The 22,910-nt window shown below is 36.0% G+C and carries 25 protein-coding genes; 5 read left to right on the top strand and 20 right to left on the bottom strand.

Annotated features, from left to right (window positions below; all coding sequences use genetic code 11):
- Positions 1 to 151 precede the first annotated feature (151 nt).
- The 5 genes from CWR45_RS07445 to CWR45_RS07425 all read right to left on the bottom strand — a co-directional run bounded on the left by CWR45_RS07445 (position 152) and on the right by CWR45_RS07425 (position 4,300).
- A complete protein-coding gene (locus tag CWR45_RS07445; protein ID WP_115749228.1) occupies positions 152 to 1,108 on the bottom strand; it encodes a hypothetical protein in 957 nt (318 codons plus the stop codon).
- Positions 1,109 to 1,567: 459 nt separating this feature from the next.
- Positions 1,568 to 2,821: an ABC transporter permease gene (locus CWR45_RS07440; RefSeq protein ID WP_115749227.1), complete on the bottom strand. Its 1,254-nt coding sequence runs from the start codon at positions 2,819 to 2,821 to the stop codon at positions 1,568 to 1,570.
- On the bottom strand, positions 2,814 to 3,713 hold the full coding sequence (locus tag CWR45_RS07435) for an ABC transporter ATP-binding protein (RefSeq protein ID WP_115749226.1): 900 nt from the start codon (positions 3,711 to 3,713) through the stop codon (positions 2,814 to 2,816). The genes CWR45_RS07440 and CWR45_RS07435 overlap by 8 nt, the downstream gene beginning before the upstream one ends.
- A 70-nt stretch (positions 3,714 to 3,783) precedes the next feature.
- Positions 3,784 to 4,098, bottom strand: a complete 315-nt coding sequence (locus CWR45_RS07430) for a DUF2178 domain-containing protein (protein ID WP_115749225.1) — start codon at positions 4,096 to 4,098, stop codon at positions 3,784 to 3,786.
- Entirely contained in the window at positions 4,091 to 4,300 is a 210-nt protein-coding gene (locus CWR45_RS07425; RefSeq protein ID WP_115749224.1) for a helix-turn-helix transcriptional regulator, read from the bottom strand. The genes CWR45_RS07430 and CWR45_RS07425 overlap by 8 nt, the downstream gene beginning before the upstream one ends.
- Before the next feature lie 167 nt (positions 4,301 to 4,467).
- On the opposite strand from CWR45_RS07425, the gene CWR45_RS07420 reads away from it, so the two are divergent.
- Positions 4,468 to 4,653 (top strand): YhzD family protein, encoded by a 186-nt coding sequence (locus CWR45_RS07420; RefSeq protein WP_115749223.1) that lies wholly within the window; start codon positions 4,468 to 4,470, stop codon positions 4,651 to 4,653.
- A gap of 476 nt (positions 4,654 to 5,129) precedes the next feature.
- On the opposite strand, the gene CWR45_RS07415 is transcribed toward CWR45_RS07420, so the two are convergent.
- Complete coding sequence (locus CWR45_RS07415) at positions 5,130 to 5,486, bottom strand: YlbF/YmcA family competence regulator (protein WP_115749222.1); 357 nt, start codon at positions 5,484 to 5,486, stop codon at positions 5,130 to 5,132.
- Between the two features lie 177 nt (positions 5,487 to 5,663).
- Between CWR45_RS07415 and CWR45_RS07410 the strand changes: the two genes are divergently transcribed.
- Positions 5,664 to 6,551, top strand: coding sequence for a PucR family transcriptional regulator (locus CWR45_RS07410; RefSeq protein WP_170138814.1), 888 nt, complete (start codon positions 5,664 to 5,666; stop codon positions 6,549 to 6,551).
- Positions 6,552 to 6,638: 87 nt separating this feature from the next.
- Positions 6,639 to 7,736, top strand: coding sequence for an ABC transporter ATP-binding protein (locus tag CWR45_RS07405; protein ID WP_115749220.1), 1,098 nt, complete (start codon positions 6,639 to 6,641; stop codon positions 7,734 to 7,736).
- A gap of 157 nt (positions 7,737 to 7,893) precedes the next feature.
- Here the strand turns inward: CWR45_RS07405 and CWR45_RS07400 are convergent, their stop codons facing one another.
- From CWR45_RS07400 to CWR45_RS07390, 3 genes are all read right to left on the bottom strand, one after another.
- Positions 7,894 to 8,094 carry an alpha/beta-type small acid-soluble spore protein gene (locus CWR45_RS07400; RefSeq protein WP_114915987.1) on the bottom strand — a complete coding sequence of 67 codons (201 nt, stop codon included), beginning with the start codon at positions 8,092 to 8,094 and terminating at the stop codon, positions 7,894 to 7,896.
- A gap of 335 nt (positions 8,095 to 8,429) precedes the next feature.
- Positions 8,430 to 9,815 (bottom strand): class II fumarate hydratase, encoded by a 1,386-nt coding sequence (fumC, locus tag CWR45_RS07395; protein WP_115749219.1) that lies wholly within the window; start codon positions 9,813 to 9,815, stop codon positions 8,430 to 8,432.
- A 147-nt stretch (positions 9,816 to 9,962) separates the two neighbouring features.
- A complete protein-coding gene (locus tag CWR45_RS07390) occupies positions 9,963 to 10,193 on the bottom strand; it encodes an IDEAL domain-containing protein (protein ID WP_115749218.1) in 231 nt (76 codons plus the stop codon).
- 319 nt (positions 10,194 to 10,512) lie between these two features.
- Here CWR45_RS07390 and CWR45_RS07385 point away from each other — a divergent pair, with 319 nt between their 5' ends.
- Positions 10,513 to 11,385: a cation diffusion facilitator family transporter gene (locus CWR45_RS07385; protein WP_115749217.1), complete on the top strand. Its 873-nt coding sequence runs from the start codon at positions 10,513 to 10,515 to the stop codon at positions 11,383 to 11,385.
- 72 nt (positions 11,386 to 11,457) lie between these two features.
- On the opposite strand, the gene CWR45_RS07380 is transcribed toward CWR45_RS07385, so the two are convergent.
- The 3 genes from CWR45_RS07380 to CWR45_RS07370 form a co-directional block, all read right to left on the bottom strand.
- Positions 11,458 to 12,117 (bottom strand): hypothetical protein, encoded by a 660-nt coding sequence (locus CWR45_RS07380; protein ID WP_115749216.1) that lies wholly within the window; start codon positions 12,115 to 12,117, stop codon positions 11,458 to 11,460.
- 216 nt (positions 12,118 to 12,333) lie between these two features.
- Positions 12,334 to 12,627, bottom strand: coding sequence for an AzlD domain-containing protein (locus CWR45_RS07375; RefSeq protein ID WP_115749215.1), 294 nt, complete (start codon positions 12,625 to 12,627; stop codon positions 12,334 to 12,336).
- On the bottom strand, positions 12,624 to 13,355 hold the full coding sequence (locus CWR45_RS07370) for an AzlC family ABC transporter permease (protein ID WP_115749214.1): 732 nt from the start codon (positions 13,353 to 13,355) through the stop codon (positions 12,624 to 12,626). The genes CWR45_RS07375 and CWR45_RS07370 overlap by 4 nt, the downstream gene beginning before the upstream one ends.
- Positions 13,356 to 13,749: 394 nt before the next feature.
- On the opposite strand from CWR45_RS07370, the gene nhaC reads away from it, so the two are divergent.
- Entirely contained in the window at positions 13,750 to 15,120 is a 1,371-nt protein-coding gene (nhaC, locus tag CWR45_RS07365) for a Na+/H+ antiporter NhaC (RefSeq protein ID WP_115749213.1), read from the top strand.
- A gap of 66 nt (positions 15,121 to 15,186) precedes the next feature.
- Here nhaC and map read toward each other — a convergent pair whose 3' ends face one another.
- The 8 genes from map to CWR45_RS07325 form a co-directional block, all read right to left on the bottom strand.
- On the bottom strand, positions 15,187 to 15,942 hold the full coding sequence (map, locus tag CWR45_RS07360; RefSeq protein ID WP_115749212.1) for a type I methionyl aminopeptidase: 756 nt from the start codon (positions 15,940 to 15,942) through the stop codon (positions 15,187 to 15,189).
- Between the two features lie 323 nt (positions 15,943 to 16,265).
- Positions 16,266 to 16,388 carry a YjcZ family sporulation protein gene (locus CWR45_RS07355; protein WP_115749211.1) on the bottom strand — a complete coding sequence of 41 codons (123 nt, stop codon included), beginning with the start codon at positions 16,386 to 16,388 and terminating at the stop codon, positions 16,266 to 16,268.
- Between the two features lie 93 nt (positions 16,389 to 16,481).
- Positions 16,482 to 17,240: a (S)-benzoin forming benzil reductase gene (locus CWR45_RS07350; protein WP_115749210.1), complete on the bottom strand. Its 759-nt coding sequence runs from the start codon at positions 17,238 to 17,240 to the stop codon at positions 16,482 to 16,484.
- 79 nt (positions 17,241 to 17,319) lie between these two features.
- Positions 17,320 to 18,687, bottom strand: coding sequence for a dipeptidase (locus CWR45_RS07345; RefSeq protein ID WP_115749209.1), 1,368 nt, complete (start codon positions 18,685 to 18,687; stop codon positions 17,320 to 17,322).
- A 293-nt stretch (positions 18,688 to 18,980) separates the two neighbouring features.
- The gene (locus tag CWR45_RS07340) at positions 18,981 to 20,114 is read right to left on the bottom strand and encodes a bifunctional cystathionine gamma-lyase/homocysteine desulfhydrase (protein WP_115749208.1); all 1,134 of its coding nucleotides are present in this window, start codon (positions 20,112 to 20,114) and stop codon (positions 18,981 to 18,983) included.
- 18 nt (positions 20,115 to 20,132) lie between these two features.
- Positions 20,133 to 21,047 carry a PLP-dependent cysteine synthase family protein gene (locus CWR45_RS07335; RefSeq protein WP_115749331.1) on the bottom strand — a complete coding sequence of 305 codons (915 nt, stop codon included), beginning with the start codon at positions 21,045 to 21,047 and terminating at the stop codon, positions 20,133 to 20,135.
- A 195-nt stretch (positions 21,048 to 21,242) separates the two neighbouring features.
- On the bottom strand, positions 21,243 to 21,899 hold the full coding sequence (locus tag CWR45_RS07330) for a class I SAM-dependent DNA methyltransferase (protein WP_115749207.1): 657 nt from the start codon (positions 21,897 to 21,899) through the stop codon (positions 21,243 to 21,245).
- A 271-nt stretch (positions 21,900 to 22,170) separates the two neighbouring features.
- Complete coding sequence (locus tag CWR45_RS07325; RefSeq protein WP_115749206.1) at positions 22,171 to 22,794, bottom strand: YhcN/YlaJ family sporulation lipoprotein; 624 nt, start codon at positions 22,792 to 22,794, stop codon at positions 22,171 to 22,173.
- Between the last annotated feature and the right edge of the window lie 116 nt (positions 22,795 to 22,910).

Raw genomic sequence — 22,910 nt, 5'->3', positions numbered from 1 at the left:
AGAAAGGACGATAATCGTGAAGAACACGAATCTATCTATGGCTGTTTCCTAGCAAAAACGCTTAAGCCTAGCAAACGAGGCTTCTTTTTTAAGTAAAAAAATAGACTAAGAGTTTCTATCTCTTAATCTATTTCTTCAAAGCTGAAAAAACTTATTCCTCTACCATGTATTTTTTAAATTCAAATATTCCAAAGTTAAATTCATGTTCACTTGAAATTAAAATATCTACAATTTCAGCACCATTTACATCAATTTCAAATTGCTCTATTTGATTAATATCCGTAAATGTTTTTTCAAAGATAACCTTTTCTTTGTCTGAATCTCTGTCTGTTTTTACCTTGATGACTAAAGGATTATCTTCACTAACTTTCATATTTTCCATAAAGGACCCGATAAACGATATCTCATTTACCTTTTCGAACAGATTAAAACTTATGCCTGCCCAATACCCAGGCTCTTCTGAATTGGGCTGTTCCCCAGATGTTACTACAATATAGTCATCGTACTCTGTACCATTTATATCTTTTACTGTTTTTGTATCAAAAATCTCACTGTGGTAGACATCAATCGTTGCATCGGAATGATTCGCATAAAAGGCATTATCATTTTCTACATATTCAATATCTCGTTGGTCGTATAAATGAAAGTCATCTATCCCGACAAGTGCAATGTAGATTGATAATATGACATACAACGGTAAACGGAACATTAAAATCGCTATATTTGAAACAATCCATAACTTTCCAATCGTTTTTACCGCTCCGGGTTTCATATGTTTTTTCCAAACTCGATAAAGGATGAAGAAGAGAATAGTTAACATTAGAATAATGAATACTGATTTTTGAATTTGGTTATCCCTTATTCCAATCCAGTGATCTATTTCAGCAAGGAAAAACCAAATTTTTAAAGGAAATAGCTTTTCAATCAAGCTAAAAATAAAAGAATCTGCCAGAACATAAAGTGTGAAAAATAGAGAAGCAACAAAGATAATAGCTGCATAACCCAATAAAAACCAAGTGATAAAACCAATTCCTTTACCAACCGCTTCAAGATCATTCCCATCATATACCGTTATTGGTCTTCCGTTTTGATCAAAACCATGTTTCATAAAAATTCCCCTTACTACTTATTTCTGATTAATATTAACGGACTAATAGAAAAGTTAGATTACCAAGAATGTCTCCTTCTAATCTATCAACTTTATTATCACCTTACTATAGTCAATGGATTATACGCTTTCTTATAGTATATATACTTTGTTCGATTGTCAATTAAGGGAAAATAAGGCAATTATTGGTTTTTCGCCATCACTAAAGACTATCGGATCCCACTCATGCCCTTTATTGCAAATCCACCAATCTTTTCTTTATTTTCACTACCAGGGACAGCATCATATGATTAGGTTTCTCTTTACATTTCCACCATAACTTGTGACTTCAGAATCTTACATATTCTGGCCTTAACATAAAAACACTTGAACTTATTGAAGTCCAAGTGTTTTTTATATAGTATTTCGAACACAATTTTCATCAATAATATTATTTTTCTTAATATTATCAGAACTGCTTTATTTTTCCTTCTTGGATAACTGGATTGCCTTCATCATATTTTTCAATGGTTTCGCACTTCCATACATTAATACCCCACCTTTGTATACTCTAGCGCCGATTAACCCAAGAATGATAATCGTAGCAATTAAAATTCCAATTGATATGGCGATCTCCCAGATTGCCACATCAAGCATACCAATCCTTAAGAGCATTACCATCGGTGCAAAAAACGGGATAAACGATGTGACTGTAATTAACGGTGACTCCGGAGAAGACAATCCAAACATTGCTATTAAGAAAGCTACCGCTATTAACATGATTAAGGGCGTAATTGCTTGGTTGGCTTCTTCTGAACGATTAACTAAAGATCCAAGCATTGCAGCAAGGGTTGCGTACAATAAATAACCAAGTAGAAAGAAAAGCACTCCATAGATAATTAATGATGTTGGTGTGTCTAGAAAACCGAACATATCTAAAACGCCACCTACTAGTTCATCTTTTTGTGATGAAACAGCACTAACCGCTACAGCAATGATAATTCCAATCTGGGTTAATCCTACCAATGCAATCCCAATTATTTTGGCAAACATATGGGTAATCGGTGATGCACTCGAGATTAATATCTCCATCACACGTGATGATTTTTCTGTTGCCACATCCGTTGCAATCATCGTTCCATACATGATGACAACTATATACATTAGAAATACCATAATATATACAACACCTTGCGCTTGGAACATTTCTTCGATTGTTTTTGCTCCTTCATCCAGTGCGATTGTGTTGAATGTTACTGGGGCATTAATCGATGATATCATCGCCTCATCAAATCCAGCCTGCTCAATTGCAAGTCCAACCTTCAATTGCTGCAATTGATCCAAGATTGTTTGCTGCATTCCAGTATTCGTAATATCACTCGCATAATAGTTTGCTTCCGGAATTCCTTCATTATTTAACGCTATCGTAAGTGCAGATTCATATTTTTCGTTTTGAACAGCAGTCTTTACATCTTCTTCCGTGCCATCAAATGCAATTAATTCAAGACTATCATCTGCACTTTCAACCCCTGCCTTCAAGGGGGGAAACAAAACCTCCGAAGAATCAATAACCGCTACTTGGTCCTTGCTTTCATCAGAAAATAGAGAGGTAATGTTTTGAATGTTAACCGAACCAATAACTAATAATACAAAAAGTGCAGTTGTAATAATAAACGTCTTTGATTTAATCTTATCTAAATATGTATGGGCAAAAATAATCCAAAACTTATTCATATGAAGCACCTACTTTCTCGATAAAGATGTCATTCAATGAAGGCTCTTCAAGCTCAAATTTACGGATAAATCCTTTTCCTTGTAACGCCTGGAATATTTCCTGTGAAACAGCTTCATCCTCAATTTGCAATTTACAGCCGTCCATCACTTTTTTGTAATTTACTACACCAGGAAACGCTTTTAAGAACTCCAGTGATTCATCTGCATGTACAATTAAATTCTTCTTGCCAAATGACCGTTTGATTTCTCGTAAAGCACCCTGTACAACTGGTCTTCCCTTTTGTAAAATACATAAATGCTCACACATTTCCTCTACGTGGTCCATTTGATGTGAGGAAAATACAATCGATGTTCCGCTTTCTTTCACATCAAGAACTGCTTCTTTCAGCATTTCCACATTAACTGGATCGAGTCCGGAGAATGGTTCATCCAAAATCAGTAGCTTCGGTTTATGTATTACAGCAGAGATAAACTGGATTTTTTGTTGGTTACCTTTCGATAATTCCTCTACCTTTTTGTCCATGTATTCTGGCACTTTAAACCGTTCGAGCCATTTTTCCAATTCGGATACAATTTCTGCTTTTTCCATTCCACGTAATCTGCCGAGGTAGATTATTTGTTCCCTTACCTTCAACTTTGGATATAATCCTCTTTCTTCAGGTAAATAGCCGATTAAATTACTTTTCCCGTAATTGATCTGCTCATTATTCCAAGATATTTTCCCCTCTGATTTATCCAAAAGCCCAAGAATCATCCTAAATGTAGTTGTCTTACCAGCACCATTTCCACCTAAAAAACCAAACATTTCCTTTTCTGGAATAGTGAGCGATAAATTATCTACCGCAGTATGCTCACCAAAGCGCTTTGTTACGTTCTCTAATATTAATGTCAATTTATTCTCCCCTCTCCAATTCTTACATACGTTTAAAATATCAAATGGTTTCATTAATATTCGCAACTATTTATTCTCTTGTTGAATAATATATAGAAGCAAATAAATAGCTAAAATTATGAAGCACAAAAATGATGGATAGTAAAAAGAAACTAAACCCGATGCCGTCGAACATGATAATAATTGGCCATGCTAGCAATAAAATTATTGTTGTTATTTCATAACCTCTCGCTTTTGCACTATTATTTTCCTGTTTATATCGCTCATCAAATAAATGTTTTTTCTTGCCTATACGACGTATCACGAGAAACATAATAATATACATCAAATACAAACAAGGAAACATGAGGATTAAAAACGGGTTCTCTAAAAATGATTCACTCAATATTCTCATCCCCCTCAAATATAAATAACTCCTCAATCGTACACCCAAACGTTTGTGCAAGCTTATGTGCCAATACTAATGATGGCTTATACTTGCCTTTTTCAAGCGAAATAACTGTTTGCCTCGATACTTTCAATATTTGCGATAAATCCTCCTGTGTAATATTCATCTGATTTCGATATTCACGAATTAGTGTTTTCATAGGTTCTCCTTGTCAAATTGTAAAGCCAACTTTACTTTGTTATAAATTTACTATTTATTCATATAATTGTCAAGTGAACTTTACATCATTTTTATTTCACATTGGATGCCAAATTACTTATAATAAAATATAAATAAAGCGGTATTAATTTAGAGGGGGAAACTGCAATGGTTAGCTATTTTTTAACGGTCTTCGATCAATCTGGGGAGAAATTGTATGATGAATCTTTCATTGCGACGAATAATTCTCAGGCAAAAGAGATTGGGTTACGCAAGTTAAAAGAGCTAGAATTTACAGAACACACACATCGCTGTGTTACAGCAGATGGTAAACTACTGCTGTTTCACCGTTAACCTGCGAAATAGATGTAATGTTGATTACCCATGAGCAATAAACTCAACTACTTAGCCTTTACTGAAAAAGCAATATTCTTTGAAAACAACATCAAAAAAGAGCTTAGCCGTAAAGGTGGTTACAACCGAAAGTTAGATTTTTTACTCTAACTTTCAAGGGTCGGTACCAAAATGGCGCTAAGCTCTTTTTTCTTGAACTGAATCTTCATGTTAGATTAAAGGCGTAAAGAATAAGTGGATATTGACAATGTTTTATTCCGCCTCAAACGAAAAGGTGTAAATTTTTGAAAGAAAGACGAAGGGAGTATCTGGCGAGAACAAGTTCCAATTGTGGAGTCAAACATCGAAACTATGCCGTCCTGAATTCATTCCAACTTCTACTATTTGAACCTTAATCGACATCGTCTTAGAAGATAGTTAATCAATTATTATCAAATAAAAACGTTTACTGTATTTCTTTTTTGTAATGCAACTACTTAGTTTACATTATTTGAATTACCGTAAAGCTCCTCTAATGGGCTAGTAATAATTCGGCTAATATCATTGATTAATTGATTTACACTTTGCTCTTCTTCCATTAAAGTAGAAATATCTTGATTTGCTTGTACTTGCTCCACTACTTTACGAGCTGTTTCAATTTCTTCCTCTGTTATTTCTAAGCCTTGCATCTGTTTTTCTTGTAATCTAATTTGTGTATCGCGGAACTCATCAAACATTTGCTTTGTTTCAGGATTTTTCATTACTATTTCAAAAGCCGATTTTAATTTTTGGAATTCTTCACTCTCACTGATTGCTTTTTCTAAACTATGTGCTTTATCATGAATATTAGACATAATATTACCTCCTAAAGTTTTAACTATAGGTTTAATATAGCAAATGAAAGAAAATATGTATAGCATTTGCTAACAGTCCTGAATCATTAAATAATATCAGTAAAGCAATTATCTTCAAGCTTTATGCTGCAAATATTAATTTTCAACTATGATTGACGAATGAAAAGGAGTTTTTCTATGTTAAAAGAACTGAAAAAAATTTTTTCAACTTTAGTTATTTATCAAAATAACCACGCCGAAATTCCAGAGAATTACCAGTGGTTTATTACTTCAAATCAGGATATTATTGGAATCGATACACAAGAACTGTCATCCCGAGATACAGCACTTTTATCGACTTTTCTTTCGCCGTATTCTATTACAATTCCAAAACCAACTTCACAAGAACAGCTATGGAAAAGTAGGCTGCAAGAAAATGACAATGCTGAAGTTGTATCACCATTTCGTCTCGTTTACTTTAAAATTACTGAAAACCAAATGAAACCGCTGCAATTTAAAGAAGCAATCCAAGATTTCTATGCAAAATCGGTACCTATTATTTGGGAGAATCAGTATGAAGGCATTATCATCGAAGAACTTAGCGATTTAAGTGAAGAATTTATATCGTATGAACAGATCATAAATACCCTAATGAGTGATCTTTATGTGAATATTAGATTTTATGTTGGCCCAATATTAGACAATTTAACACATGTAAAGCAATTATATGCTACTTTTATTACGAATAGTGAACAGGCATTTTCCTATTTCGAAAAGCCTGTGATTACATATATGGACGCAATTATACATGGATTTATTGACAGGGTAGATACACCCTTCCGTGATGAGGTTATTATGGTTATTTTTAAGGATTTAGTTACAGATAAAGATTTGCTTCATACATTACAGACGTTTATCCAAAGTAATTTAAATACATCTGTTGCTGCTAAAGCCTTACATATGCATCGCAATAGTCTGCAATATCGTTTAGATAAATTCAGAGAGAGAACTGGAATTGATATTCGGCAATTCGACCAGGCAATCATCGTTTATTTAGGGTTATTGTCGATTATGCACAGAGATTAGGCATATATTTGTGCAACTTGTCCATTACCTGCCTTCCTCGTTTATTATACAATATATAAAACGCTTACATTAATGGAGGAGATAGTTATGGCAGAACTAGTACTAGAGAATATCCAAAAGAGATACGATAAAAATGTGATTGCAGTAAATGACTTTAATCTACATATCCAGGATAAGGAATTTATTGTTTTCGTCGGTCCATCAGGATGTGGAAAATCAACAACTCTAAGAATGATTGCAGGTCTTGAAGAAATATCTGATGGTGCATTGTATATCGATGAAAAGAAAATGAATGATGTTGCACCAAAAGACCGTGATATTGCGATGGTTTTCCAGAACTACGCATTATATCCGCATATGAATGTGTATGACAACATGGCATTTGGATTGAAATTACGTAAATTTAAAAAAGAGGAAATCGATCAGCGCGTGAATAATGCTGCAAAGATCTTAGGCCTTGAATCTTATTTAGATCGTAAGCCAAAAGCTTTGTCTGGTGGGCAACGCCAACGTGTTGCACTTGGACGGGCAATCGTACGTGATGCGAAAGTATTCTTAATGGATGAGCCACTATCTAACTTGGATGCAAAATTAAGGGTGCAAATGCGTTCAGAGATTCAAAAATTACATAAACGTTTACAAACAACGACAATCTATGTAACGCATGACCAAACAGAAGCAATGACAATGGCTACTCGACTTGTAGTTATGAAGGACGGCTTAATCCAGCAGATTGGTGCACCGAAAGATGTTTATGATTTTCCAGATAATGTTTTTGTTGGCGGCTTCATTGGTTCTCCTTCCATGAATTTCTTAAATGGTAAGCTCGATGAAAGTCACTTTATCTTAGGAGATATAAAAGTAAAAGTACCAGAAGGGAAAATGAAGGTTCTTCGTGCAAATGGATATATTGGTAAGGATATCATTTTAGGTATTCGCCCAGAGGATATTCATGATGAACAGTTATTTATCGACGCAAACCCAGATACGAAAATAACTACAAAAATTGACGTTGCTGAATTAATGGGGGCAGAATCTTATCTCTATACATCCGTTAACAGTCAAGATTTTATCGCAAGAGTTGATTCAAGATCCGATATAAAGGGTGGAGAGAATTTAGACCTAGCATTCGATATGAATAAAGTACATTTCTTCGATATAGAATCTGAGTTACGTATTAAGTAGTTAAACGGAAGCAACAAGTTTTTAAGTTAAAAGGGTATTTTTCAACTACAGCTTTATAGTGTGGGCAAGAGGCGGACTAACCGCCTCTTTTTCTGCGTATATGTACATAATATAGAGGATAGGGACCATATTGTCCTATCCTCTTAGCCATAATTATTTAGAACTGACCACCATTAAGTTGTTGTTGAGCAGTTGCTACTAGACGTTTTGTGATTTCTCCACCTACAGATCCATTCGCACGTGAAGTTGTATCAGCGCCTAAGTTAACTCCAAATTCTTGAGCAATTTCATATTTCATTTGATCAAGTGCTTGTTGTACTCCTGGTACAAGTAATTGATTTGAGTTGTTGTTAGCCATGTGTTTCTCACCTCCTTTTGTAATACTATTGTTCACCGTTTACAAAAACTTATTACGAAAAGCGACTGGTAAATTGTAGATAGAATTCCAGTTGCTTTAGAACAAAAGCGCAAGCGCCGTAGCGACGTAAGGTGGTGAGAAAAGTCTCGCTAGGCGCACGAGCCCTGAAGCTAGACGTGATTTTCCTATCAATCCGTTTTTCTTATACTTTACAAATAAAATAAGGAAATAACTGAGCTTTCGGTAACCAGCCTTACGTTTAGTTTCTTGCCCATCAAAAAAACCCACTAATCATTAGTGAGTTTTTTAATACTTATAAAAAGCTTCATAACTCTTTATTTAGGGTACGTCATTTCCTCTGGTTTTACATATGCATCAAATTCTTCTTCCGTTAATAGTTCAAGATTCACTGCCGCTTCTTTTAATGTAGAATTATCATCAAACGCTTTTTTGGCGATTTTTGCAGCATTTTCATATCCTATATGTGGATTTAGCGCTGTAACTAGCATCAGTGATCCATATAGATTCTTATCAATTTGTTCAACATTCGGTTCAATTCCTTGTGCACATCGTTCATCAAATGATTTAATACTGTCTGCCAGCAATTGCGAAGACTGCAGGAAATTATAAGCAATGACAGGCTTAAATACGTTTAATTCGAAATTCCCTTGACTGGCTGCAAAGCCAATCGTTGCATCATTTCCCATCACTTGTGCAGCGACCATCGTCACGGATTCACTTTGAGTAGGATTTACCTTTCCTGGCATAATTGAGCTACCCGGTTCATTGGCAGGGATTGTAATTTCACCAATACCGGAACGTGGTCCACTTGCCAGCCAGCGAACATCATTCGCTATTTTCATCATGTCTGCTGCAAGTGCTTTTAATGCACCATGCGCATATACTGCTTCATCATAACTCGTTAATGAATGAAATTTATTCGCTGCGGAAATGAAATTCTTTCCTGTAAATTCACTAATTGTTTCAGCAACGCGATTCGAAAACTCTGGATGGGCATTTAGCCCAGTACCTACAGCTGTGCCACCGAGTGCTAATTCCTTTAAATGCTCGGTACTTTCACGGATAAATAGCTCCGATTTCTCAAGCATACGATGCCAGCCACTAATTTCTTGACCAAGTGTTAATGGCGTTGCATCTTGGAGGTGGGTACGTCCAATTTTCACAATATCTTGAAAAGCATCACATTTTTGCTCCAACGTATTTTTCAAAACTGAAATTGCCGGTAATACCTCATTTTCAAGCTTTAGAACGAAGGCGATATGCATTGCTGTTGGATATGTATCATTCGAGCTTTGTGATTTATTTACGTCATCATTTGGATGAAGAACTAAATCACTCCCTTCTTCCTGTAACCACTTATTGCCAACAAAAGCTAGCACTTCATTCACATTCATATTTGATTGTGTCCCGCTCCCAGTTTGCCATACAACTAAAGGGAAATGATCATTAAGTTTATTCGCCAATAGTTGGTCTGCAGCAAAGGTGATTGCTTTAGCCTTATCTCTATCTAATAACCCTAAATCACTATTTACTTTTGCAGCGCTCTTCTTAAGAATAGCAAACGCTTCAATAATCTCCTTTGGCATTTTCTCATTGCCTATTGGAAAATTTTGCTTGCTTCGTTCAGTTTGTGCCCCCCAGAACTTGTCAGCTGGTACATTTATCTCCCCTAATGTATCCTTTTCAACACGGAATTCCATTTCGTATTCCTCCCCTATGTATTGATGCTACAACACTATTGTATCAAATTTTTCAAAATATATAATCTTATATCTATCGGAAATATAAATTACGATTCACTTAGACCGTAAATTTACTTACCTAATTGGCAGTGCTTACATTTAAAACTACCAAACATAACTTTTATATACTTCACTTAACCGAAAAAAAGCTTCTTTGTTATTAGTATCGATCGCATGGTTGAGCTTCTCTTCTAATTTCATCTTATTCCAATTGAGACATATTTCATCTAGTATCAATCGAGATGTCAGTCTAATCTCATACGGTATTTCTTTTCTTGCGTGAAGGACATCACCCTTATAACGATACATACGGTAAACTAATTTCTCCTTTTTCATGGAACATCCCCCCCCTTTGTTCCTTTTCTCTATTATCTCTAATTTTTATGACTATTACAATTTTAATGTTTTATTGATAGAATATATTAGTTTTTACCATACTAAACAAACATACCAGACTCCAATTTATATACCTTCATCCTTTTATTTTTCTCTAGACACACTGCAATTTCATTTGTTAGACTATCAATGCTCAGTAAATAATAAATTAATTGCTGCCTTTCCAAGTGAAGGGCGATAGGTGTATAAAGGTACTTTCTGCTGTGTTATACCTTAAATACTGCACTAAATATGCAACCACGAAAGCTGGAGGAACTATATGAATCATAGAGAGAACTTAAAAATGGGAGAGAAAGGTGCTTGGATAAGCATTATTGCGTATGTTTTCTTATCAGTAATAAAATTGCTCATGGCAGAATTTGGTGATTCAGATGCATTACGTGCAGACGGGCTTAATAACGCAACAGATGTTGTGGCATCAGTTGCTATATTAATTGGTTTAAAGATTTCAAGGAAACCACCAGATGAAGATCACCATTACGGTCACTACCGTGCAGAAACGATTGCATCACTGTTTGCCGCATTTATCATGATGATTGTGGGAATTCAGGTTATCATAGATACTTTCCAAAAAATTATTGCTGGTGAGATTTCACAGCCTGATCTATTAACTGCTTGGACAGCTTTAGGTGCTGCTCTATTTATGTATGTTGTGTATCGATACAATTTAAATCTGTCTAAAAAAATTGACAGCCGTGCACTATATGCTGCTGCTCAAGATAATCGTTCAGATGCACTTGTAAGTATCGGTGCATTTATTGGAATTATTGGTGCGCAATTTGGTTTGTATTGGTTAGATCCTTTAGCAGGATTGATTGTGGGAATTATTATCTGTATTACAGCCTGGGATATTTTTAAAGAAGCTACCTATGCACTTACAGATGGTTTTGATGAAAAGCAAATTAGCAAGATTAGAGATAGTATTCTTAAAAATAGTGATGTAAAAGAGGTTGTAGACATAAAGGGCAGACTCCATGGGAATCAAACATTAGTTGATGTAACGATTCGAGTTGAGCCAACATTAAATGTGAAGGAAAGTCATGAGATAACAGAAAGAATTGAAAATTATCTAGCAAATAAACATAATATTTATCATGCACATATCCATATTGAACCATATTTAAAAGGGTAAAACCGCATTACGGGCTTTTACCCTTTTAAATAGAAAAAACCGCTCAAGTTTCCGAGCAGCTCCTTCTCTTTCTTATTGCATAAATTCATCTACCCCACGTATGGAGTCCATATGGCTCGCAATCATAGCGATCAATGTACTAGCCTCTTCCTTGCTGAACTTAATAATGGTCTCATCTTTGACCAGTTCCTCATCATCTGACCACGAACGGTTTATTCGTTTAATTACACCTTCACCAGTATCCTCCGTAATGCCGAATTGATAAGATACTTCTGCTTCATTTTCTTTATAATAAGCAGTTACCTCTGGTGTTTCCCATTCTACATCAATTTCAGCTAATAATAATTCGTGTTCAACTTCATCCGAAATGTCAAAATCTGTTTCTTCATCCAATACTCCCACTTCGGAAATAGCGTCCTGATCTTCTAAGTAATCATGGAAGCTTTGGTGAACAGCATCAATGATATCTTCTATGTCCTCAAGTATAACCTTGCTGATATGACCATACTCTGGATCGACCATCTGAATATAAAATTCCTCGTTATGCGGATCAAAGAAAAGGGAGCAGAAATAATCTCGCTCATCCACTCCTCTTTCCGTAAAGAAATCGATCCTCGGATGCTTTGCCCCACGTTCAATTAACATACTGCCATTTTCACCATATTTATCACAAATTGAATTTAGGCTGTCCTGCAACTCACCACATACTCTGTCAAACCACTCTAAGTGCATACAAGCTTCCACCTTTCGATGTATTTTCTATTAGTATGACCTTTTAGCAGGATTTCTCTCCTTATAATTCCATTTTTTTTGGCAGAAAAATGTAAACATAATGAATGAGAGAACAAATTTAGTTTAATACTATGCAGAACTTTTTAAAGCAGGAGAAAAAATGCTGATTACCATGCTTACAAGACGGGATGACCTTAACTTTCTCCCATCTAGTTATTACATTGTCAATAGAAATACAGTTGTAATTGCACCAATCACTGCGAATACGACATTCAGTCCAAGGGATGCGAGAATAATTGCAACTAATCCACCAATGATACCAATAATTGGTTCATTGGGAACGACCCATAATATCCCTGGGAATATTAATGCACCTAATGCAGCATAAGGAATTGCCCCTAGCCAGCGATTTACCCATGGTTTAAATTGTAATTTCTCTACTACAAAGGCAGGAATAATTCTCGGTATCATCGTTACAAGTGACATGCCGATAATAATGATTACAATCATCTCTCATCCTCCTTCAACAAAATAATACCACTCATTCCACCAATGACCGTACCAAATACAATTGCCCAACCTGCGCTAAAGCCAATCTGAATACAAAGCGCGTTGATTAACATTGATAAGATTGCAATTAGGCCAACTTTTAGATTCTTTTTCACTGATGGAACCAATAAACCGATAAACATAGCATAAAGCGCAATTCCCATACTTTGACTTAAATTATCTGGGATTACTTCTCCAAGGATCCCTCCCAATATGGAGCCAGCAACCCATGATAAATAAGCTATTAAAAATATCATTGCATAAAAAAGAACCCCGTTCTCCTTTTTCCCCTCATCTGGATTCATTGCCGAAACAGCAAAGGATTCATCCGTTAATCCAAGGCCTAGAGGCAGTCTCCATTTAAGAGCAATCCCACGTAATTGATTCATAAATGACAAGCTCATTACAAAATGACGGAAGTTCAAAACAAAAGTTGCAATGACAATTTCTACTACTCCTGTACCAACGGCTATCATATTAACTGCCATGAACTGCGCTGCACCTGCATATACCATAAGACTCATTAAACCAATTTCAAGCAAAGTCATCCCAGCTTGTTTCGCTAACACACCATATGTAATCGCCACAGGTAAGTACCCTAGCATAATTGGAAATCCAGTAATAATCCCTCGCTGAATCATATGAAAAGATTGAGATTGTTCTCCACCACTTGCAGCATTTTTCTCCATTGCCGGCCCTCCTTATTTAAACAAAAATTAAACTTATTATAACGAAGTTTTCGATAATTGAATAGATTTTATTTAGAAATTAAGCTGTTGACAAGTAAAGCTTACAGGTTGTATAGTCTATACTAACATATAAATATATAATCAAATCTAGGAATGCATGGCAGATTATTTTTGAGCAGTAAGTAGAGACAGAGTGGCTGGTGAAAGCTCTGGCAGAAAATAATTAAATTACACATTTCGTTTTACGGATTGTATCAATAAGTGGGTGGAATAATTTTATTATTCTCATCAACTAGGGTGGTAACGCGGAGTTAAGCTTCGTCCCTTTTCATAGGGGCGAGGCTTTTTTATGTAGTTAGACAATAACAATCTATTTCTTAAAGGAGGATCATTCATGTTTCCAATCGAACCAAAGCACAACCCAAAGTTAAGTGAGTCATTACTATTTTTCATTGCTATTATAGGGATAATTAGTTATTTTATTATCGGATTGGAAGCTGTCCCACATATCCCGATATTACTAGGAATCCTCCTATTAATTGCATATGGCGTCATTCGCCGAATTTCTTTTAAATCATTAGAAGGTGCTATGATTGCTGGTGCTAGTTCTGGAATGGGAGCTATATTTCTATTTTTCCTCATCGGTGTACTCATTAGCAGCTGGATGATTAGTGGCACAGTTCCTGCATTAATTAATACTGGTTTTTCTCTTATTAGTGGAACTTGGTTTTACGGTATCGTTTTTGCTACTACAGCGATTATCGGGGTTTCACTTGGTAGTTCGTTAACAACTACTGCAACGGTTGGAGTTGCATTTATTGGGATAGCAAGTGCGATGGATGCTTCACTAGTTATTACTGCTGGTGCAATTGTATCAGGTGCATTTTTCGGTGATAAAATGTCCCCACTATCCGATACAACAAGTCTTGCCTCTAATATTGTCGGGGTTGATTTATTTGAACATATTAAACATATTAGTTTGACTACAATTCCTGCATTTATTATTTCGTTTATCATTTATGTCATCCTATCCCCGGATCAGACGGCATCACCACGAAATGTTCAGGGATATCAAGATGCATTGCTTTCAACCAATTTAATTAGTTGGACATCATGGATTCCATTGCTCGTTCTCGTTTGCTGTACAATTTTCAAGCTATCTGGCTTTATCTCACTAGCAATCAGTAGCTTGTCCGCAACCTTACTAGCGTGGATTGTTAATGGTTTTAACTGGCCAGAAATCTGGTCGATTTGGTTTAATGGTTATGTTGGAGTAACAGAATTTGAACCAGTTAATGAGTTATTAACCAAAGGCGGAATTAGTAGCATGTTCTTTACTATTTCACTTGTAATCTTAGCCCTTGGTTTTGGTGGTTTATTATTTGTTACTGGAATTATTCCGAGTATCCTTTCTTCATTCCAAGAGAAGCTGAAGAAGGCGCGCTCCATTATTATTTCAACTGCCGCAACGGCAATTGGGATTAACGTGTTGATTGGGGAGCAATATTTATCGATTTTATTAACGGGAGAAACGTATAAAGGAATTTATGAAAAGGCTGGACTTCCAAATAAGGTGTTGTCAAGAACATTAGAGGATGCTGGAACCGTCATTAATCCGCTTGTCCCTTGGAGTGTTTGTGGCGTATTCATTGCTAATGTTTTAGGTGTCGCAGTGCTGGATTACTTACCTTTTGCTTTCTTCTGCTTATTGAGTCCAATTATTACGATTTTATTTGGCGGAAGAAGGATCAATAGTAAATATTAGCTTATTACTGAATATTAATATAAAGGGAGGCTATTCAAACAAGATAGCCTCCTTTTTCTATGTTTATTAATCTCTGTCTTGGTCGGTTATGATTAATGGACCATCTTTTGTTATCGCAATTTGATGTTCATATTGTGCAGAACGTCCTTTGTCGATCGTTCTAGCTGTCCATCCATTATCGTCCATTTTACTTTCCCATGCACCTTCATTTATCATCGGTTCAATGGTAATTACCATGCCCTCTTTCAAGCGCAACCCTTTATTTGGCAAGCCAAAATGGGGAATATGCGGATCTTCATGGATTGTCGGTCCGATTCCATGACCAGTGAAGTCACGAACAACAGAGAATCCTTCACCCTCAGCATATGTTTGAATCGCATGACCAATATCTCCAATACGATTACCAATTTGAGCTTGCTCAATCCCTTTATAGAGCGATTCTTTCGTGACTTCCATTAATCGCTTGCCGGCCTCATCAATTTCACCAACAGCATACGTCCACGCAGAGTCTGCAAGCCCGCCATGTAAGTTTACAACGATATCAATGGTTACCAAATCGCCATTCTTTAGCTGTTCTTCACGAGGAAAACCATGACATATTTCATCGTTTATCGATGCACAAATAGAACCTGGGAAACCATTATAGCCCTTTTGCTCTGGTGTTGCATCATGTTTTGCTAGAAATTCCTCAACGAATGCATCAATTTCCATAGTAGTAATTCCTGGTTTTATCATTTTTGCAATTTCTTTATGACATTTTACAAGCAGATCTCCTGCTGCGAGCATTTGGTCAATCTCACGTTTACTTTTTCGTGTAATCATCTAATTTCTTCCTTTCTATTGCTTAGTAAACTAGGGTTTAGCCAAGCTTTTCGCTGACAGCCATAGTTGTACTTATATATTATGAAAGTCGTTTTACTTTCTTAGCTAACAATAAAAAATCCATACCTTCTATACTATGTCCTTTACATTATTTCATTAATAGCACCCTTAAGTTTATCATATTTTTGTCGTTTATGCTGAAGCGACTGACATGTAATAAACCTATTATTAATTATTGTCTTCTTATGTATACGCATTAGTTAGAAATGTAAGCATATGAAAGATGCAGTAGAGATTCCTCCACTGCATCCTAATGTTACATATTAATATCCTCCACCGTAACCACATGTATAAGCAGTTCCGATGATAATTAATAAAATAAACAATACGACTAAAAGCGCAAAACCGCCTGAACCGTAACCAACTCCACCTTCTTTACTACCCATTACATTCCCTCCTTATTCTCAAGGCTAGTTTACTATATTCCAGCAAGTTTGAAATGGGAAGGGCGTTTTGCTCATATTTTTACTTACGGCAGATTACACATAATTTTTTATATCATAAATTTTACCGTTCATTACACCCTCATCGTTTAGAATATCAATAAGTACACCTGCCACCAGTCTTGGATCATTTAAAAGATTATTTTTCTTAAAATTAATAAAAGATTCAACGTCGGAAAATTGTTCTTTTGAACTTGAACGGATTTCTTCTTGCATCTCTGTATCCATCACACCGGGATTGAATGCAATCACTTTATTTCCAGTAGCCAGTTCTTCCTGTTCTAATGCAACTGTTTTCGTAAACATATTAATACTTGCCTTACTTGAACCATATGCACTCCATCCATAAATCGGTCGGTCAGCAGCGCCTGATGTAATTGTGACAGCCATAAACGGAATCTCGCTTTCAAAGGCTTTTTTCAGGAAAAAATTAGTTAATAACATAGGCGCAATAGTATTTAACTGAAAATGTTGGATTAATTCTTCGCTAGTAATATTTATAGATGGGCTGATCGGTTCTATAGTCGCAGCATTATTGACGAGTTGTAAAGACGTTAAATCAACTGTTAACAATAGTTCCGAGATTTGTTCATATGTAGATTGTAATGCGTTATGATCAGTTAAATCACAGGAATAATGATGATAACTCTTATTAAGTTCATTTGCTAATATAGATAAATGATTATTTTCCGTTCGTGAAATTCCAATGACATTGACACCTGATTCTAAAAATAGACTTGCAATTTCTTTTCCAAGTCCCTTAGATGCACCTGTCACAATAGCAAATCTCTCCATTATTAGCACCTCCAAAAACAGAATAATACCCCGAATCGAACATATGGACACGGGGTTATCTCAGTAGTAAAAAAAGTATTTATTTATTAACCATTTCCCAGTAATACACTAATGTTTCCATTCCTTTATCAAAGCTGTCTAATGGGAAGCTTTCATTAGGTGAATGCAAACGATCTTCTGGTGTACCGAAGCCTAATAATACGATTGGGATGTTGTAAATTGCTTCAATCCATTCTACAACTGGAATCGAACCTCCCATGCGAATGAAAATTGTTTCCTTGCCAAATGCTTTTGTGTAGCTTTCTGCTGCTTTTGTAATTAGTGGATGCGTTGGTTCTACTTTATAAGCTTTCGATGAAAGTTTCTCTTTTTTCACATCGACAGTTACGCCTGCTGGTGCCACTTTATTCACATGTGTTTCAAGTAAATCCTGAATCTTCTCAGGATCTTGTCCAGGCACAAGTCTACACGTGATCTTTGCCGTTGCAGATGATGGGATAATTGTTTTCGTTCCCTCACCTTGGTAACCACCAAAAATGCCATTAATTTCAAATGTAGGTCGTCCCATTGTATGTTCCTTCGCTGTATAGCCTTTTTCAGATACGGTTGCAGGTGCACCAGTTGAACTAATGAAATCCTCACCAGGCGCTTGCTCCATTAGTTTTCTTTCCGCATCTGTAAGTGGCTCTACATCCTCATAAAAACCATCAACAGTAATCACTTCATCCTCATTCTTCATAGATGCAAGAATATGGTTTAAAGCCATGATAGGGTTACGAATTGCACCACCATACATCCCTGAATGCAGGTCATGATCCGGTCCTGTAACCGTAATTTCAATCCCCGTAAAGCCTTTTAATCCATAAAGGATTGTCGGTTGGTTCGTTTCGGCCATACCAGAATCAGATATTACAGCAAAATCCGCTTTAAATTGCTCCTTCTTATCATGTAAAATTCCATATAAATTCTCACTGCCGATTTCTTCTTCTCCTTCTATACAAACTTTTACATTAAGTGGAAGCTTCCCTTCCGTTTTCATATATGCTTCAAAAACAGCGAGATGCATAAATACTTGACCCTTGTCATCACTTGTCCCACGTCCGTAAATTCTGCCATCTCTTACTTCTGGTTGAAATGGATCACTAATCCACTCATTTAATGGATCTGCAGGTTGAACATCATAATGACCATAGAATAATACAGTTGGCGCCTCTGGTCCTGCCTGATTGTATTCTGCATATACAAGTGGATGCCCCGCTGTTTCCTGTTTTTCAACATTTTCAAAACCGATATCATTTAAATATGTAACTATAAAATCCGCTGCTGCTTCCACATCTTTCTTATTTGCACTGTCTGTACTAACACTTGGAATCGATAGGAATTCATTGAGTTTCGTCAATAAATACTCTCTATTTTCTTTAAGATATGCGATTGCTTTTTCACTCATATAATCTGCCTCCATTTTATATTGTATTTAAATTATTTCCCTTATTTGCTTTGAAAAGTACTTCACTATTAGGTACTTTCATTTTTATTAGTATAGCATAAAGTGAAATATCATTGAGTATGGAGATTCTATAGAGGCGAGATATTTTTCATTTAAATGTACTAGTTATTGTATTGCAATGGTCGCTCGATTTAAGGCTTGTCTCTATTTGTGATTATAACTGATTCTATTTTTTACTTTACAGAAAAGAAAAAAGGACAGCTATATAAAAAGCCATCCTCTACTATATTTATTTATCGTAGTGCTTGCTCTAAATCCTCAATTAAATCTTCTGCATCCTCAATCCCGACAGATACACGAATTAAGCCATCGGTAATTCCGAGTTCTTGTCTTCTATCTGCTGGTATTGATGCATGGGTCATTTTTGCTGGAACAGAAATTAGACTTTCGACAGCTCCAAGACTTTCTGCAAGGGTAAAGTATTTCACTTTTTCAAGTACTTGTTCTGCAGTTTTCTCACTGCCAACATCGAAAGAAATCATTCCGCCAAATCCAGTGGCTTGTTTCCCTGCAAGTTCGTGACCTGGATGATTTGGAAGTCCAGGATAATAAATGGTCGTAACTTTTTCATGTCCTTGTAAAAAATCGACTATTTTCTTCGTATTCGCTTCAATTGCTTCCATTCTCAATGCCAATGTCTTAATTCCCCGCATTAATAGCCAAGAATCTTGTGGGCCTAATACTGCACCGACGGAATTTTGGATAAAGTGAACTCTTTCGGCAAGTTCTTTTGTTTTAACAACAACTAGACCTGAGACAACATCACTATGACCGCCAATGTATTTCGTTGCACTATGCAAAACAATATCTGCACCATGATCTATTGGCTGTTGCCAATAAGGGGTAGCAAATGTATTATCAACGATTAATAATAAATCATGCTTCTTCGCTATTTCTGCCATCCTCTTTAAATCGGTTATTTTCAATAAAGGATTTGTTGGTGTTTCAATATATATTGCCTTTGTATTTTCTTGAATTGACGCTTCTACGGATCGAGGATTACTCGTATCAACAAATGTGTGGTCAAGATTATATCGATTTAATACTTTTGTCATCAGTCGGTAAGATCCGCCATATACATCATCAGTCATTACAACATGGTCACCTGCATCAAACAGCATCATGATCGATGTAATAGCAGCCATCCCTGAGCCAAAAGCAAATCCTGCTTCACCATTTTCCAAATTGGCTATTACAGTTTCAAGCGCATGTCTTGTCGGGTTACCTGTACGTGAATATTCGTACCCTCGATGATTACCTACTCCATCCTGTTTATACGTACTTACTTGATAAATTGGTACCGAAACTGCACCTGTATTTTCGTCATTCGTAATTCCACCATGGATCATCTTTGTCTTTGCTCGCATCTTAATTCCCTCCACTTTTTAGCTATAAATATTTTTACTTAAATAACGATCACTACCATCAGGGAGAATCGTTACTACTGTAGTCCCTGCTTTCGCCTTCCTTGCCTCTTGCAATGCAGCAAACATAGCCGATCCAGAAGAACTGCCTACAAGCAATCCTTCTTTCTTAGCTAATTCTTTTACTACTTCAAATGCATCATCATCTGTAACAGTGTAAATATTATCGAATAAAGCTTGATCGACAAAATCTGGAATGAATTCCATGCCAATTCCTTCTGTTCGATGTGGCCCTGCCTTTCCACCAGCAATTATCGAACCCTCCGGCTCAACGATGACAGTTCGAATAGCGGGTTTCTTTTCTTTTAAAAACGTAGCTGTACCTGTAAACGTACCACCCGACCCAGCACCAGCAACAAAAACATCTACTTTTCCATTTAAATCATTCCAAATTTCCGGTCCAAGTGTTTTATAATATGTTCTTGGATTAGCTGCATTAGAAAATTGCTGTGGTGAAAAACTATTTGGAATCTCCTGGAGTAATTGTTCTGTTCTCTTAATCGCCCCAATCATTCCAGCATCCTTTGGTGTATGAACAATTGTTGCACCAAGTGCCTTCATAATCTGTTGCTTTTCCAAACTGAATTGCTCGGGCACACAAAACATCACCTTAATATTTTTATCTATTGCAGCTATTGCCAATCCAATCCCAGTATTACCTGCTGTTGGTTCGATGATTGTACCGCCCTCTTTTAACTTTCCGCTAGCTAACGCATCATTTATTAGTTCTACACCAAGCCGATCCTTCACACTGCCACCAGGATTTAAATATTCGAGCTTTGCAAAAAGGCGAACACCTTTTGGAAGTGAGAGTTTTGTTATCTCGAGTAATGGGGTATTACCAATAAGCTCCTGTATTGAATTATATGTGACCATGCCATATCCCCTCTTCACATCTATAAAAGGATTCAATCTTTTTTTAATAAAACTGATTCCTATCCAATTTACATGACAGGAGAAGCCACGGTCACCTGCACCTGCACAAGACGTAAGTAAGACTTCTCCCATCTCCCAAATCTATTACAACCGTTTATACTCCCTAAGTTGTTTTTTCTCCATTGTTGAACGTTGCTAAAGGGACTTTACACTATTGTTCTTTATTGCCGTTAAAATCCAAACAAAATGATTCATTTGTTTAAACTGTACATCAAAACCGTTTGTTGTAAATATGTCCTCTAATGTATCAATGATTGGATAGTATTCACGCTGTAGATCCTCTGCTAATGCAAAAAAACCTTTTTCCTTAGCATCAGAAATCATTGCTTGCTTCTCTATTTCCGAGGCAAACATTGTGTCCCCAAAGACAATCCTCCCATTATCCTCAAGGATCTCAGAGAATTGTTTTGCGGCAACCAACTTTTCATCGTCTGTTAAATGGTGAAATGCATATGTGCTCACAATTGTATTAACTGGCGTATCAATTACTGGATATGTTAAAAAATCTCCCTCTAATACCGTGAGTTCTGGTAGCTTTTCTTTTGCAATATTGAGCATTGCTAACGATGGCTCAATTCCAATAACATTTAAACCTGCGTGTATTAATTTTTCAGATAAATTACCTGTTCCGACACCGAATTCAAGAACAGTACCTGCAGATAAGGCCACAACTTCATTTAATATTCCTTCATAGTTGGCAAATACAGCAGCGTATTGCGGATCTTGACCTGCTACACTGTCATCATAATCTTTCGCCCACTCTTCAAATATTTCAATAAATTCTCGTCCCATTCTATTTCAACTCCATTCATAATTAATCACATTAAATAACTTTGATTAATACGAATTATATGTATTACAATACCACATGTTCCTAATTTTGACTAGAAATAATCATTTAATCTGGGGCTTATGGATTGGTTTTGTTTTAATTTATTCTCATTCTGATGGATTTGTGCATATGCTGTTCTTTATTTGCTCATGGCTATCCAAGCTTTTTGATTTACATACATTCGACAATCAAAAAAGAGCACTCTCATTTATTTAAGAGTGCTCTTTGCTTTTATCGTGTATGATGAGGAAATAATCGTTGAACCATATTACCAAATTGGTCAAAGAATCCTTCTACAGGATGTCCACTTCTAACATCTTCCACATAATTATGCGTTAAGTTAAAGAATTCTGGATGAGCTGAAACGTATACTTTATCAATATTTTTGTCAACAGATTTAACGATTCTGCTTATTTCATTCTTCACATCATTTGGCAATTCATCACGGTTGCGGTCATGGTTACGATTTTGATTAACATTGGCATCTTTTACTCCTACAGCAACATATGCATTATGGCCTGATGTTAACACATGTGCACGATCAACATGTTTTACATCTCTGACTATTTTATCTGCTGCCTCTTTATCTACATGGTATCGGGTTTCATTATTGATGTTTCCATCTGTTGGGTTATTTATATTTCGATAATAATCGTTATGCATACGATTACCATTTTCATGTGTGTAATTTCGAACGTTTGTCATTCCTTCTCCAGCATTATTATAATATCTCGTTTGCTCCACGTGATGATTTCTATCTCTGTTTGCTGCACCTTGTTCTGTTCCATTCATATTTGAACAACCAACTAAAGTCAATGCAACAACTGCAACTGTACTATATTTTTTCCATGTCATTGTTTTTCCTCCTTAACTGTTTGCTAGTAGTATGTTTCGTCAGTGCTGTTTTATGCTCATTTTCGCAAAGCCTTTTATTGGCAATCACACCAGCATTGCTTCTGACATTTAATATA

This window comes from Oceanobacillus chungangensis, assembly GCF_003369565.1.
Taxonomy (GTDB): domain Bacteria; phylum Bacillota; class Bacilli; order Bacillales; family Amphibacillaceae; genus Oceanobacillus; species Oceanobacillus chungangensis.
The sequence above is the reverse complement of the archived record's forward strand: the minus strand, read 5'-3'. Positions and strand labels throughout refer to the sequence as shown.